The 14849-nt window shown below is 40.1% G+C and carries 10 protein-coding genes; 3 read left to right on the top strand and 7 right to left on the bottom strand.

Annotated features, from left to right (window positions below):
• Positions 1–174: 174 nt before the first annotated feature.
• On the top strand, positions 175–2616 hold the full coding sequence (locus ACS5PU_RS08010; RefSeq protein WP_439458765.1) for an outer membrane beta-barrel protein: 2442 nt from the start codon (positions 175–177) through the stop codon (positions 2614–2616).
• Between the two features lie 149 nt (positions 2617–2765).
• Here ACS5PU_RS08010 and ACS5PU_RS08005 read toward each other — a convergent pair whose 3' ends face one another.
• From ACS5PU_RS08005 to ACS5PU_RS07975, 7 genes are all read right to left on the bottom strand, one after another.
• A complete protein-coding gene (locus ACS5PU_RS08005; protein WP_439458764.1) occupies positions 2766–3743 on the bottom strand; it encodes a TPM domain-containing protein in 978 nt (325 codons plus the stop codon).
• Between the two features lie 158 nt (positions 3744–3901).
• Complete coding sequence (locus tag ACS5PU_RS08000; protein WP_439458763.1) at positions 3902–4396, bottom strand: GNAT family N-acetyltransferase; 495 nt, start codon at positions 4394–4396, stop codon at positions 3902–3904.
• Positions 4393–4953: a thiamine pyrophosphokinase gene (locus tag ACS5PU_RS07995; RefSeq protein ID WP_439458762.1), complete on the bottom strand. Its 561-nt coding sequence runs from the start codon at positions 4951–4953 to the stop codon at positions 4393–4395. The genes ACS5PU_RS08000 and ACS5PU_RS07995 overlap by 4 nt, the downstream gene beginning before the upstream one ends.
• Before the next feature lie 61 nt (positions 4954–5014).
• A complete protein-coding gene (locus ACS5PU_RS07990; protein ID WP_439458761.1) occupies positions 5015–6307 on the bottom strand; it encodes a hypothetical protein in 1293 nt (430 codons plus the stop codon).
• A gap of 59 nt (positions 6308–6366) precedes the next feature.
• Positions 6367–7011 (bottom strand): thiamine phosphate synthase, encoded by a 645-nt coding sequence (locus ACS5PU_RS07985; RefSeq protein ID WP_439458760.1) that lies wholly within the window; start codon positions 7009–7011, stop codon positions 6367–6369.
• A 265-nt stretch (positions 7012–7276) separates the two neighbouring features.
• Positions 7277–9724, bottom strand: coding sequence for a TonB-dependent receptor (locus ACS5PU_RS07980; RefSeq protein WP_439458759.1), 2448 nt, complete (start codon positions 9722–9724; stop codon positions 7277–7279).
• A gap of 669 nt (positions 9725–10393) precedes the next feature.
• Entirely contained in the window at positions 10394–10924 is a 531-nt protein-coding gene (locus tag ACS5PU_RS07975) for an AAA family ATPase (protein ID WP_439458758.1), read from the bottom strand.
• A 439-nt stretch (positions 10925–11363) separates the two neighbouring features.
• Here ACS5PU_RS07975 and ACS5PU_RS07970 point away from each other — a divergent pair, with 439 nt between their 5' ends.
• Together ACS5PU_RS07970 and carB are read left to right on the top strand one after the other, a co-directional pair.
• Positions 11364–11681, top strand: a complete 318-nt coding sequence (locus ACS5PU_RS07970; protein ID WP_439458757.1) for a carboxypeptidase regulatory-like domain-containing protein — start codon at positions 11364–11366, stop codon at positions 11679–11681.
• A 213-nt stretch (positions 11682–11894) separates the two neighbouring features.
• Entirely contained in the window at positions 11895–14732 is a 2838-nt protein-coding gene (gene carB, locus ACS5PU_RS07965; protein ID WP_439458756.1) for a carbamoyl-phosphate synthase large subunit, read from the top strand.
• Positions 14733–14849 lie beyond the last annotated feature (117 nt).

Here is a 14849-nt window from a genome sequence, read left to right as displayed (position 1 = left end):
TTTTCAGGTTTACTGTAACCTTTTTAAAAAATGGTCGTCTTACCTATAACTAAACAATGGAAACCTTTCGTTTCCGAACTAAACTTTAAATAAGCAAGCAATTGATTTAAAATGCATGTATGTGCGTTATGGGATTTTTTTTCCCAATTTTTTAAGCTATAAGACCTAAAACCAATGAAAAATTTATACAAGATATCGTTTTTGTTCATTCTCTTCGTAACTGTTACCCGTGCATTTGCCCAAACCAATCCCAAACTTAACGTAAGTGGGGTAATTTTAGATGAAAATAAAAAACCTGCAGACTATGTAACGGTTGTACTTTTTAAAGCCTCCGATTCGAGCGTGGTTAAAACGGCCTTTACCGATCCGAATGGCTTATTCGGATTTAATGTTGTGGGTAAGGGCAGCTATTTTTATAAAGCCAGCAACATGGGCTATAAAACATTTAAAAGCAAAACCATTGTTTTGACTGACGAAAACCAAAAGGCAGATTTTGGTACCGCACAGCTTGCAGCCAGCACCCAAAATTTAAAAGAGGTAAATGTGGCCATTACCAAGCCATTAATTGAAAGAAAAATGGACAAGATTGTGATGAATGTTTCTAACAGTTCGATTATGACCGGTTCTACCGCTTTGGAGGTTCTGCAAAAAGCGCCTGGGGTTTCTGTAGATCAGAACGATAAAATTTCGATGATGGGAAAACAGGGTGTACTGATCCAATTGGATGGAAAGCAGACCTACATGAGCAATGCCGATGTGGCCAACCTGCTCCGCAACATGCAAAGTTCGGAGATAGAGAGCATAGAGCTGATTACCAATCCATCTTCCAAATATGATGCTTCTGGTAACTCGGGCATCATCAACATTAAAACCAAAAAGAACAAAAGCGGTGGAACCAACGGTAGCTTAACGGGAACTGCCGGCTATGGCAGAAACTTTAGGGGCAATGCCGGTTTAAACCTTAACCATAGAACGCAGAAATTAAATCTTTTTGGCAATTATAATTATGGAAGAAACGAACGCGATAATATGATTGCGATTGATCGGGTTTCGAACGGAACACCTGATACCTACTTCATGCAGGTTGGAACCAGCCACAGAAAACAGCAGAACAATAATTTTAAAGCAGGTTTAGATTACTTTATTGATAAAAAAAATACCATTGGTGTATTGGTGAATGGTTACTTTAACCACGGAAATGAAACTGCGGTAAACAATACTTTAATCGGTCCATCTTTTAACCAGGTAGATTCGAGCCTGATAACCAATTCATTACAGGCCAACAAATACAACAATATTTCTTATAACTTAAATTACAAATCTGTTCTGGATACGGCTGGTTCAGAAATTTCTGCAGATGTAGATTATTCCAAGTACAAAGGGAACGATGGCTCCAATTATGAAAACGATTACCGTTTCCCGAATGGCAGCAGTATCCGCCCAATCAGGTATACCCGGAACAATACCCCGTCCATAATTGATATCAAAGCTTTTAAAATCGATTATAATGTTTCGTTGAGCAAAACGGTTAAGCTCGAAGCTGGGCTAAAAAGCAGCTGGGTTAAAACCGACAACGATTTACAGGCAGAAATGCTAGCGGGTAATGCCTGGCAGAACGATGTGAAACGGAGCAATCAGTTTATATATGATGAAAATGTAAATGCCGCTTATACCAATATTAACAAACAGTTTAAAAATACCAGCGTACAGATTGGCTTAAGGGTAGAGCAAACCAATTCGAAAGGAAATCTGATTACTAAAAACACTGTGGTAGAACGTGATTACTGGGATTTCTTTCCAACATTGTTTGTTCAGCAAACACTCTCAAAAAATAATCAGTTGGGTTTTTCTTACAGCAGAAGGATAGATAGACCAAGTTACGATGCTTTAAACCCATTTATTTATTATCTCGACGAATTTACCTACAGTAAAGGAAATCCCTTTTTAAACCCGCAGTATACCCACAATTTTGAGCTCAGTTACACGCTGCTGCAAAAATACATGCTCTCAATAGGTTACAGCAGGATTAACGATGTAATTGCAGAGGTAATTTTGCCTGATGCTGCAAATCAATCCCTATACCAAACCAATGCCAATATTGCCACCAACATTAGCTACAATGCCAATTTAAATGTGCCTGTTCAGATTACGAAATGGTGGCAAACCAATAACAACCTAAATGTTTTTTACCTTAGTTTCGAAGCTCCAGATTTAGCCGGAAGCGCCTTGAAAACAGGGAAAACATCATTCCAGTTTAAAAGTCAGCACACCTTTACCATTGTAAGCGGTTTCACGGCAGAGCTGAACGGAAGTTATGAATCGCCGCTTGATTATGGTACGCTGAGCATAAAATCGCGTTATTCAGTTGATGCTGGTTTAAGCAAAACCTTACTGAATAAAAAAGCGAGTTTAAAACTGGCTTTGTCTGATGTGTTCAATACCAATAGAAACAACCTGTCAAGTGCCTATCCGGGACTGAAATACGAGGTTCGCCAGAAAAATGAAACGCAGATCGGCAGAATCAGTTTCACTTACCGTTTTGGTAAGAACGAAATTAAACCTGCACGCCGCCGCTCAACCGGTACCGAGGCTGAACAGGGAAGGATGAAGAATTAAGACAACTTTGGCAAAACCGGCTCATTTAATTATTTGCTTTTAACAAACACCAAAACCGCATCTTTGATAGTAGCATGCGCTTGTAAACATAAACGCCGCTCATTTCGTGAGCGGCGTTAAACCGTTTAGGTAAATATATAGCTTGTTTATTACCAGTCTGAAGTAGCGCCACCACCTGAAAACCCGCCGCTTGACGAAGATGATGATGAACCTCCACCATTTGAAGAATTGTCACGGGATGAACCCCAATCGCCAAAACTGCTTCCACTGCTCGGACGTTCTTCCTCTTGTACATGTTGAGGAGGTACATGATTATTGTTGTTGTTATATCTATTTCTGTTGAGCAAGCTGTTAAAGAAATAACCACTTGCCGCGCCCGCAAAAAAGGAACCAAGTCCTCTTCTGCGACTACCGTAGTAGCCACCATCATAACCGTTATTATAGCCGTTATTGTAACTTCCATAACCACCACCCACTGGCGGAGGGCCACTTTGCCTTGGTCTGAAAAGCCGGATAATGAGCATCACTACCACGACCAAAAATGTAATCATAAAAAAGCCAAGCAATGATAAACTGTGGTCAGTTTCTTGATGGCTTACGGCTTTGGCTTCTGGTTGATCAACAGCCGCGAGCGATTGCACTGCTGGGGGTTCACCATAGCCTGCACTATCCAATTTAAAAGCAATATCCGATACCAATGCAAACAGGCCCTTTCCGTAATCATTTGCTCTAAAATGCGCTTTTGTTTTAGTCAGCACATCCTGACTGGTTTCTGTGGTAAAAATGGGCTCAAGGTTGCGGGCCACTTCGAGCCGTTGCTTACGCTGCTTTATGGCGGCAACATAAACTAAGCCATCTTCTTTATTGCCAACTTTCCACCTGCGGGCAATAAGCAACGAATACTCCTCAATATCGTATTCCTTTGGTATTTTATTTACAATAACCAGTGCAAGCTGTACACCCGATTTTTTTTCGATCTGATTAATTGTATCGTTTAATTTTCTGATTTCTGCTTTAGAAAGCACCTTCGCAAAATCATTTACATAAGTATCTTTTAGCGGTTTGGGTATTTGCGAAAATGTGGTAAACGTTACAAAGAATAATAGGAGCGATAATATATATTTCATGGTTTAAATTATAGAGCCAATTTAATAATTATTTTTTCTTAAAACTAAAGTTACTGGAGTTGAGCATAAACGCGGTTTAATTTCATGAAAACGCCCTTCATTTTAATGAAAGGCGCATAAAATAGTGGTGTACAGCCAGCGGCTATCCCGAAATTTGTTTAGAATTTATATTCCATTACGTAATCATCCATAAAAAAACCTTCGCCAATATCGAGCTTTACAGATTCTTTTACGGTGAAACCGGCTTTAAGGTAAAAATCCTTTGCATTGTTGTGCTTGTTCACATTTAATTGCAGCGCAGTGCCACCAGTATCCTTTACCTGATTAAAAACTTCGTTAATTAAAATTTTGCCCACACCCTTGCCGTGGGCAGAAGGTAAAACATACAGTTTGTGCAATTTATAAATCCGCTCTTCGTGCCCAACTATAGAATATCCGGCAAACCCAAATTGGTTTTCGCCTTCTTCTGCAATCAGGAAAATGTGGCCTTCCATAAATTGTTTCAGCAGTTCGCCTTTGTTATACATTTTATCTAACATATAATCAATCTGTGCCTGCCCGATAATATCGAGATAGGTTGATGGCCAGGTTGCTGCGGCAATATCCCTGATAATTTCTATATCCTGTTCTTTCGCTTTTCTAAGGGTAATCATATTGGTTCACTGATAAAAATTGGTTGGCCGGAAAAGGTAAATTCTACAAAGCCATCTTTAACTACGGTAAAAATTTCATCTTCGTTCTGCATCAGGTTGGTAACCTCCATGTAGCGGTTGCCATGGATGAGAAATTCACTTCCGGCAGGTTTCCAAACCGAAAAACCCGATTTAATTGGGTAATGTTTTGCCCTTTCGGTAAACACCACAAGGTTAATCTTATCTTCAAATCCGGCAAATTTTTCCAGATCGAATTTTTTTGCAATCACATTTACTGCTGGGTATCTTTCTTCAAAAAGGTAGTTTACAGCCACCATCAGGGCATCAACAGGCCCTTGAATCACTTTTGTATCTTCTTGGGTTTCCTGCCCACTCCCATTTACCAGTACATCTACTTTTAAGCCCAGAGAAAATATCTTGTCGTAATTTTCGCCGTTAACCAAAAGGGTTGGGCTCCATTCTAACAATTGGCCCAAAAGCTCCTCGTTAAAATTTCCAAGCTCATCTATGTATAAAGCTGGCTCTTGCTTTTCTTTTACAATATGGTGTGAAGACATATTGCGAATATAGAAATTTCGTGTTAAGTAGCATACATGAAGATTAATTCCGCATAAAATGTTAGCGGTTATAAGGGTATTCGCTTACCCAATGGAAGCCCCGGTTAATCAGTCTAAAATCTTTCAGGTCTTTCTTTTTAAAGCTAACGGATATAGAATCCTGATTTGTCAAACCCGAAATTTCAAGCCTATCTTTGCCAATAACCCGATAGTTTAATACATATTTTAGCGAATCTTTATCGGCAGATTTTAATACCAGTTCTTTTTTTTTCTGGTCGAAGGCTGTTGTAAAATTAACTGTACTGTCGTTCATCTTTTTTACCCTTGCATAACCGGGATAACTGATAACCATCTGTTTCCAACGGATACTATCGGTGGTTAACGGTGCGAGGGTTTTTCCCTTGAGCCTCATGTTTTCTACATTATAAATGCCATATAAAAAGGGTTTGGGCGCAGCACTGCCATAAGTTTTGGTCTGTTCGAGAAAAGAATACAACAGGTAAGCAACAGAAGCCGTGATGTATACATATTTTAAGCTATAGGCCGAAATAAAAAGCCACCGCTTTTTAAAGGTTGGGCGGTACATTTTATCAAGCTGCTGACTTTCGTATTTGATAAAGAAACGGTATAATTTGAGTAAATGAGGAGCTAAAATAAATACACTCATTACCACTAGTGCCGTAGAGAGCAGTTTTACCGGAACATCGAAAAAGTAATTCATCGACATTACGTGTGCAGTTGCGGCGAGTGCCAAAAAGGCCCCAACAATTACTGTTCTGCGGAATAAGAGTAAAATGGCAGAAACCTCTACAATCCCCATAAAAATATTGTAACCTTTAGAAAAGCCAAGAAAAGTCCATGCCAGGCCCATTGGCGATGCATCGCCAAAAGGTTGAAGCAGCCGGGTTAAAGAAGGATCGGGAAACTGGAGCTTGATTACCTTTATTAAGCCGTAAAGGATCAAGGTAAAGGCGAGGTAAAACCTTACCAATACCACCAGCCAATAATGGGCTGCATTGTAGCTTTTGCGTTTGCGGTCTAAAACCGACCATACCACACACCCGGCTACCGAAACCAAAAATATAAAAAGCAAGAGTACCCAATCGTAAGAGGTATCGCCACTGCCATTGGTATAGATAGAAAAATCGTAGTTGTAATGAATAATGTTTTTGGCAAACCACGGAATAAAATGATGTAGAACCAAACTGGGCAGCTGCAGCAGGCCCGACAAGAAAGTGAAAGCCCCATTATTATTTAAGATGATAAAAAGAGGCAATAGTATAAAAAAGAACCTAAAGGATATTTTTTTATAAGTACTCCAGGGGGTGTTGGTTTGAAGAGCGTTTTCTGACATAGTAACTAAGGGTTTATCCAAAACTAAAAATTATCCGATAGGCTTCAAACTATAAAGTGTTAATTAACAGCGCTTTCTTTAACGATTGTGTAAAAATCCTGATAGGCTTCTTCAAAATCGTCGGCAAAGTTAATGGCACCCGAAACAGCTACGCCGTAAATACCGGTCTGCATTAAAGCTTCTACATCGTATATTTTTATACCCCCTACAGCCAGCACCGGAATATTTACCGCCTGTTTTTTTAAAGCGCCTATGATATTTTGATAGCCCGTTATGCCCAAGCGGTCATAATTATTGGGTTTGGTTTCAGTTAGGGCAAAAGGACCAAGCCCTATATAATCTGCCCCTTCTTTGGCCATACGGATTAAATTTTCGATGGTATTGGCAGAGCCGCCCAATGTAATATCAGGGCCAACCAGTTCGCGCAGTTTGGTAAAATCGGCATCCATGTCTTCGATATGAAAACCCTGAATATCAGCCTTGCCATTTAAATGGATATGATCGGTAACGATTAGTGTAGTGCCCCAATCGTCGCAGGTTTCGGCAATCGTATTTATATCTGCCAGAAGTGCTTCATCGGTTTTGCTCAAGCAGCGGTACTGTATCCACTTCGCTCCTGCCTCGCAGGCCAACTGTACCTGCTCCACATGCGAAAGGTGTGGGATATCGTGTGTAATGTACTGGAACTTTTCAATGTATTTCATTAGGATTGTTAAGATTAAAGTATTTTAAGATCAGAGTGGCAAGATAAACAAAATCGCCATTGCAAGCATACCTTGCAATGGCGATCCTAATGCTTTCAAGCTGTAACCTTTAGTCTATTCCCATGGCCTGTGTCACCACAGACCATATTAAATTATTAAAACTTCACGTTTAAGCTTAGCAAAAAATTATTTCCTGCCTGTGGGTAAAAAAAGTTTCCGGTAATCTATCTCCATGGTCTGTGTCCTCACAGATCATAATAAATTATTAAAACTTCACATTTAAGCTTAGCAGAAAATTAGTTCCTGCCTGCGGGTAAAAAAAGTTTTCGGTAATCCGGCTTCCACCTAAAAGGTAGCCGTAGGTATAACCATTGCTTTCGTATTTTTTATCGAAAACGTTATTAACCAATAGGCCCAGGTTAATGTTCTTAACTCCTGCAAATTTGAAATCGTAACCTAAGCGCGCATTGCTTACCCAATAACCATTAATGGTCCGGTCGTTATTCTGCGTGTTATCCAAGTATTGTTTGCTTACATATTTGCTCTGTAAGGCTACAGCAAAACCACTAACTGGTTTGTATACCACCTCGCCAAAAAGAACTGTATTTGGAGAGTAAGAAATATCAGTTAGGTTATAGTTATTTACTACCTGTCCGCCATTATCATAATCATCATAATACTCGGTAAAGTTTTTGATTTTGTTTCTGCTTAAAGCAGCGTTGGCGTTTAATACAAACTTTGGGCTGATGTTGTAAGAACCGTCCAGTTCAATCCCTAGGCGGTAACTTTTATCAACATTTTGGCGGTAATTGCCACCAACATCGTTTATTTTTCCAGTAACCACCAACTGGTTTTTATAGAACATACCATAGGCATTTGCACCGATGTTTAATTTGCTGTTTTTAAAACGGTAGCCCGCTTCAACATCATTTAAGCGTTCAGGTTCAGGCGAAATTCCCGCAACCGAAGCATCTGTATAGTCATCGCGGTTTGGCTCCTTATTGGCAATACTGAACGAGGCATATACATTGCTTTCGGTGTTGATGAAATAAGTAGCACCAACCTTAGGATTAAAGAAATTTAAGGTTTTGTTTATCGCCAGTGTATTCAGTTTATTTTCAGTTCCGGCAATGTCGTAATACACACGGCGGTACTGTAAATCAGCAAACAGGCTTAACGCTTCTACAGGGCTATAGTTAACCTTGCCGTAGGTGTTGAAATCGGTTTTGAAACCATCGTTGTCATAGTAATGCCTATCTATATTGCCATTTGATGCATACTGTGCCCAAATAACCTGTCCAAAATGCGCTCCTTTATATTCGTTGTAGGCGCCACCTAAAGTAAAGTTTAAATTTTTCTGTGGCACGTAGTTAAAGGCATAAGTAACACCATAAAAATCGTTATCCAACCAGCGGCGACGGATTAAATCTGTACTTGTAACAGGAGTTCCGCCAGGGATAACAACCGGATTTAACCCGTAGTTTTTCAGTTTATCCTGCACCCGGTATTCTTCGTAATAACCTTCTCCTTGGGTATAGTGCAGCGCACCATTAAAAGAAAACTGATCTGAAAACTGCCGCGCATAAAGCAACTGATAATGGTTTTGAACATAATTATCAGTTTGGTTATTGTATAGGAAACTGTTATACCTTCTGCCGGCGTTTAATAGGTTGGCCGCATCCTCGGCGCTTAATCCATTTCTATCGATATAAGCATTCATGCCAGCCACATCATTTTCTAAACGCGATTGCGGAATACCGTTCCATGATTGATAGGTTTTCTCATTTCCTGAAAAAACATTGATGCGCAACAGATCTTTATTGCCATGGTAGGCACCAGATAGAAAATACGATTTAAGCAGCGATGAACCACGGTCTACATAGCCATCAGAGCTGATCCGTGATAAACGCCCGTCGAAACTGAAACGGTTATTAATTAAGCCTGTTCCAACTTTTACGGTATTTTTCCAGGTATTGAAGCTACCGTAAGTACTATTTACCTCTGCATAAGGTTCGGTTTCGCTGGCTGTTGTTTGGATGTTCAAACTTGCGCCAAATGCTCCGGCTCCATTTGTTGAAGTACCTACACCGCGTTGAATCTGGATATTATCTACCGATGAGGCAAAATCGGGCATGTTTACATAAAATGTACCCTGGCTTTCGCTATCATTAATCGGAATACCGTTTACAGTTACATTAATCCTGCTGTTATCACTACCACGTATGCGGATACCCGTATAGCCTACTCCAGCGCCAGCATCCGAATTTGCCACAACGCCCGGTGTGTTTTGAAGGATAAACGGTAAATCCTGGCCAAAGTTGTTTTGCTGTATTTCTTCTTTGCCTACATTTTTATAGGTAGTTGCCGATTTTTCTGTAGCCCGGGTGGCACGTACAATTACCTCATCGGCCAAGAAGTTCTGTGCGGTTAGCTTGAAATTTAAAGTGGTATTTTCGGTAAGGTTCAGGGTTTGCTCTTCCGATTTATAGCCAACGTAGCTTACCAGGAAAATGTATTTACCGCTTGATAGATTGCTGATGCTAAAGTTTCCACTTGCATCGCTTACCACAGCGGTTCTTTGGTTCCTTATTTTAACGGTTGCGCCAGGAAGCGCGTTTTGATTTTGATCTGTAACCTTACCCGAAACAGAAATTTGTGCCGATGCTAAGAAAGGCAACATTGCAACAAGCGCTGCAAAAAGTAAATTTTTCAATTTTTTTGTTTTTAGTTAAACCCATCGGAAAAGGGGCATTGCCGATTTCAGTTAAACTTCCATAACTCCAATCCCTACGCCGGCATTACCCGGATCAGGTGCATTCGAGGTTGATGGCTGGAAGGCTTTAAGGCTGATGGTTTTACCCTCTACCTTTTACCTTCTACCTTTTACCTCAAAATGGGTATGATCTCAGCCTGTTTTTGTGTTTATTTAAACAAGGCACCCCTAATGATGGGGCAAATGTAGAAAATATTTAGCAATTCGAGTTTTTTTTAATGCGATACGGGTTAATTGGGTGAAAAATTGACAATATCATTTAAAAATGAAAGGTGCTGTGCATATATGTACAAATATTAAAAGATAATCACCAAACGTTCCTACGGAACGATAAACGCCAATTTATACAATTGGCTACCGATGAATCGTCCCGATGGGACGATCTGTAAATATGATGTTTTTGCCGTCCCATCGGGCCGGCTCATGGGTAGAAAAATGTTTGCATTTTTCGTTCCGTAGGAACGTTTTGTGCTAGGCGCCATGATAGCAGGCCCTTGTTCAATAAACAGGAGCGGGCATCCCGACTTCACGTCCGGATAAAGCGTATGGCGGGGCAACAGGCGGCCAAGGAATACAGTCCGCACTTTTCCAATAAGCAATAATATCCTTTTATATTCCCAGAAAATCGTCAACGGCTTTAATCGCATTCGCAATCCTTTCTTCACCCAGGCCACTAATAACCTTATAATTTGCATTTAGCGCCTGCAGCTCCTTATGCCAAACCTGCATAAAGTATTCGCGTTTATCGGGAAAATCGCGCAGTGGATCATCCTGCCATGGCAAATCGATGTTCATTAACAGATATAAATCATATGGCCTTTTGGGCAGGGCATCCATAACAACCTGTGGTGTTTCGCCAAGCACTTCGTCGCTCCAAATCTTTACCGTTACAAATGTGGTATCGCAGATGATGAAATCGCTTTCGGTGGTAACCAAAATGGCATCTTCTAAAGCTACCTGACCATAGTACATGTTTATCTCATCCTGCAAGGTATAATCGGTTACCAGGTTTTCGCAGTAATAACGGGCATATTCGGGTACCCAAGAAACCTTATAATGTTTTCCCAATAATTGCGATAGGGTAGATTTTCCTGTGCTTTCGGGACCAACGATGGCAATTTTTTTAATGTTTGTATTCACGGTGCGGTTTTTTCTGCGTGTATTCAAATGTAAAAGAAAAAGCCTTAAAAGAAAAAATCCGGTTGAGGAGGGCTCCTCTAACCGGATAATAAACCAAACAAACTATTTATGAAGAAATCCTCATGGCGGGTAACTAATCCGCGGAGGAAGCTTTAGATCATTGTCTAAAGTATATACAAAACGCATATATGTTCTGCTTATTACAACATTATTGCCAATATTCCGATCATCACAACTTCGTGACTTAATTCTGACCTATAAAGGCAGTTTGACGAAATTCTTTTAACACTAATTAACATTTGGATTACAGTTGTATAGTGCTTGGCTACTTGCGTGTATAATTTATAGTACATTACGGGTTTTGGCTGTTCATTATTTAAAACTATTTGTATAAAAAAGTGTTATTTATTTCAGACAGGTATTAATAAAAGATATAATCATGAAAAAGTTATGTGTTGTACTATCCCTTCTAATTGTATTTGCACTGGGTTCAATAGCTTATACAAATATTAGACTGGGTGGAATAATTGGCAAAATTAGCCCTCTTGATGCTGCTTCATCGGTTTCGCTGGTAGCTGGAACAGATACTTTAAAGGCCCAGATTAACCAGGGTACCTTTACTTTTTCTAACTTAAAAGAAGGCGTTTATACGGTATGGATAAAAGCCAATGCACCATATAAAGATGCAGTGATAGAAAAGGTTGCGGTGAAAGATAGTGCCACTACTGATTTAGGCGAAATTAAATTACAACAGTAGTGTTTTTCGCAAAAGAAAAGTTTAAAAAGAGAGTCTAAATGGCTCTCTTTTTTATTTTAAAAAAATCAGCTTAAAATCGCGCTAAAGATGTATCTTTGCATCCCGACAGAACAGTTGGGATTTTTCTTCTTACAAGCACAAAATCTCGTTGCTTTCAGGGTTCTTTGAAAAGAACCGACACTTTAGAATTTTAATTATTGTTTAAGCTTTATCATGCCTAAAGACACTTCCATACGCTCAGTACTGATTATCGGATCTGGACCAATTATTATTGGCCAAGCATGCGAATTTGACTACTCGGGTTCGCAAGCGGCCTTATCTTTAAAAGAAGAAGGGATTAACGTTTCCATTATCAACTCCAATCCGGCTACCATCATGACGGATAAGGTTATCGGCGACCATGTTTATCTGCGTCCCTTAACTGTTGATTCAATAGAGGTTATTTTACAAGAGCATATCGCCTCTGCAGATTTACCTAGAATTGATGCCGTACTTCCAACAATGGGAGGTCAAACTGCATTAAACCTTTGTAAAGAAGCTGAAGAACGTGGTGTTTGGGAAAAATATGGCGTAAAAGTAGTTGGTGTAGATGTTGATGCCATCGAAAAAACCGAGAACCGCGAATCTTTCCGCCAGTTAATGGTTGATATCGGTGTAGGTGTTGCACAATCGAAAATTGCCAATTCATTTTTAGAAGGTAAAGAGGCTGCCCAAGAAATCGGTTATCCATTGGTAATCCGTCCATCATATACCTTAGGTGGTTCTGGTGGTGGTTTCGTACACAAGAAAGAAGAATTTGATGCTGCTTTAAAGCGTGGTTTAGAGGCTTCTCCTACGCACGAAGTATTGGTAGAGAAAGCAGTTTTAGGCTGGAAAGAATACGAGTTGGAGTTATTGAGAGATAGCAACGATAACGTAATCATCATCTGTTCGATCGAAAACTTCGATCCAATGGGTATCCATACAGGAGATTCGATTACTGTTGCCCCTGCAATGACCTTATCAGACCGTTGCTACCAGGATATGCGTAACCAGGCGATTAAGATGATGCGCGCAATCGGTAATTTTGCCGGCGGCTGTAACGTTCAGTTCTCGGTTAACCCTGCAGATGATGAAATTATCGCAATCGAAATCAACCCACGTGTATCACGTTCATCAGCTTTGGCAAGTAAAGCAACTGGTTATCCAATTGCAAAAATTGCGGCTAAACTGGCTATCGGTTATAACCTGGATGAAATTGAAAACCAGATTACCAAAACTACGTCTGCATACTTCGAACCTACTTTAGATTACGTTATTGTTAAGGTTCCACGTTGGAACTTCGATAAGTTTAAAGGCGCTAACAAGGAGCTTGGTTTACAGATGAAATCTGTTGGTGAAGTAATGGCTATAGGCCGTACTTTTATCGAAGCTTTACAAAAAGCTTGTCAGAGTTTGGAGATCAACCGTGCAGGTTTAGGTGCAGATGGCAGACAGGTTCGCAATATTGAAGAGATTATGGACGGTTTGGAGCATGCTTCATGGAACCGTTTGTTCTTGATCAAAGATGCGATGGCCATGGGTGTACCGTTAGAATCGATCCGCAAGGTAACCAAAATCGATAAATGGTTCTTGAACCAGATTCAGGAGCTTGTAGCTTTAGAAACAGAATTAAAAAGATACTCTTTAAATAATATCCCTCAGGATTTCTTTGTAACCCTTAAGCAAAAAGGATTCTCTGATGTTCAGATTGCCTGGTTATTGGGCAACGTTACCGAGGATGAAGTTTACGATCGCCGTAAAGCATTGGGTATAAACAGGGTTTATAAAATGGTTGATACCTGCGCTGCAGAGTTCCCGGCCAAAACACCATACTACTACTCTACTTTTGAAGAAGAGAACGAATCTAAACCTTCTGACCGTCAAAAGGTAATTGTTTTAGGCTCAGGCCCGAACCGTATCGGTCAGGGTATTGAGTTCGATTACTCTTGTGTACACGGATTATTGGCTGCAAAAGAATCGGGTTTCGAAGCCATTATGGTTAACTGTAACCCTGAAACGGTTTCTACCGACTTTAACATGGCCGATAAATTATATTTCGAGCCGGTTTTCTGGGAGCATGTGCGCGAGATTATCGAATTAGAAAAACCAGTTGGTGTAATTGTTCAGTTGGGTGGACAAACAGCTTTAAAAATGGCTGAAAAACTAACGGAAAAAGGCATCAAAATTATCGGAACATCTTTCGAGAATATGGATATCGCCGAAGACCGTGGCCGTTTCTCTGACCTGTTGAAAGAATTAAATATTCCTTATCCTAAATATGGTGTTGCAGAAAATGCTGAAGAAGCAATTGTTGTAGCCAATGAGGTAGGTTATCCGGTGCTGGTTCGTCCGAGCTATGTACTGGGTGGACAAGGTATGAGCATTGTAATCAATGATGAAGATCTTGAAAAAGCGGTAGTAAAATTATTGGGCGATTTACCGGGCAACCGCGTATTGATCGATCACTTTTTAGATAGAGCTGAAGAAGCAGAATCTGATTCGATTTCTGATGGAGAGGATGTTCACATTGTGGGTATGATGGAGCACATCGAGCCTGCAGGTATCCACTCAGGAGACTCTTTCGCGGTATTGCCAACATTCAGCTTATCAGAAACGGTAACTAAAGCGATGGAAGAATACTCGATCAAAATTGCGAAAGCGCTTGATGTTCGTGGTTTATTAAACATCCAGTTTGCCATCAAAGATGAAAAGGTTTATGTAATTGAGGCCAATCCAAGGGCATCGCGTACGGTTCCTTTCATTGCAAAAGCTTACGATGTGCCTTATATCAACATCGCAGCAAAAATTATGCTGGGTGTAGCGAAACTGAAAGATTTTACCATCGTTCGCAAGCTTGAAGGTTACGCCATTAAAGAGCCGGTTTTCTCTTACGAGAAATTCCCTGAGGTGGCTAAAGAACTAGGTCCTGAAATGAAATCGACTGGTGAAGCCATCCGTTTCATTAAAGATCTGGAAGATCCTTACTTCCGCAAGCTTTACAAAGACAAATCAATGTACTTGAGTAAATAATAAAAGAACAAAAAAGGCTCCCAATGTAAAATCGGGAGCCTTTTTTGTTTGCAATGGTGTTCAAACCTACCGGATTTTATCAAAATCGTCATGCTGAATTTATTTCAGCATCTCCCC

This window comes from Pedobacter sp. GSP4 (genome assembly GCF_051857575.1).
GTDB lineage: Bacteria > Bacteroidota > Bacteroidia > Sphingobacteriales > Sphingobacteriaceae > Pedobacter.
The sequence above is the reverse complement of the archived record's forward strand: the minus strand, read 5'-3'. Positions and strand labels throughout refer to the sequence as shown.

Bases quoted from the DNA above. Each gene is read 5' to 3' on its own strand.
- ACS5PU_RS08010 (WP_439458765.1), top strand. From the start codon at position 175: ATGAAAAATTTATACAAGATATCGTTTTTGTTCATTCTCTTCGTAACT.
- ACS5PU_RS08005 (WP_439458764.1), bottom strand. From the start codon at position 3,743: ATGAAATATATATTATCGCTCCTATTATTCTTTGTAACGTTTACCACA.
- ACS5PU_RS08000 (WP_439458763.1), bottom strand. From the start codon at position 4,396: ATGATTACCCTTAGAAAAGCGAAAGAACAGGATATAGAAATTATCAGG.
- ACS5PU_RS07995 (WP_439458762.1), bottom strand. From the start codon at position 4,953: ATGTCTTCACACCATATTGTAAAAGAAAAGCAAGAGCCAGCTTTATAC.
- ACS5PU_RS07990 (WP_439458761.1), bottom strand. From the start codon at position 6,307: ATGTCAGAAAACGCTCTTCAAACCAACACCCCCTGGAGTACTTATAAA.
- ACS5PU_RS07985 (WP_439458760.1), bottom strand. From the start codon at position 7,011: ATGAAATACATTGAAAAGTTCCAGTACATTACACACGATATCCCACAC.
- ACS5PU_RS07970 (WP_439458757.1), top strand. From the start codon at position 11,364: ATGAAAAAGTTATGTGTTGTACTATCCCTTCTAATTGTATTTGCACTG.
- carB (WP_439458756.1), top strand. From the start codon at position 11,895: ATGCCTAAAGACACTTCCATACGCTCAGTACTGATTATCGGATCTGGA.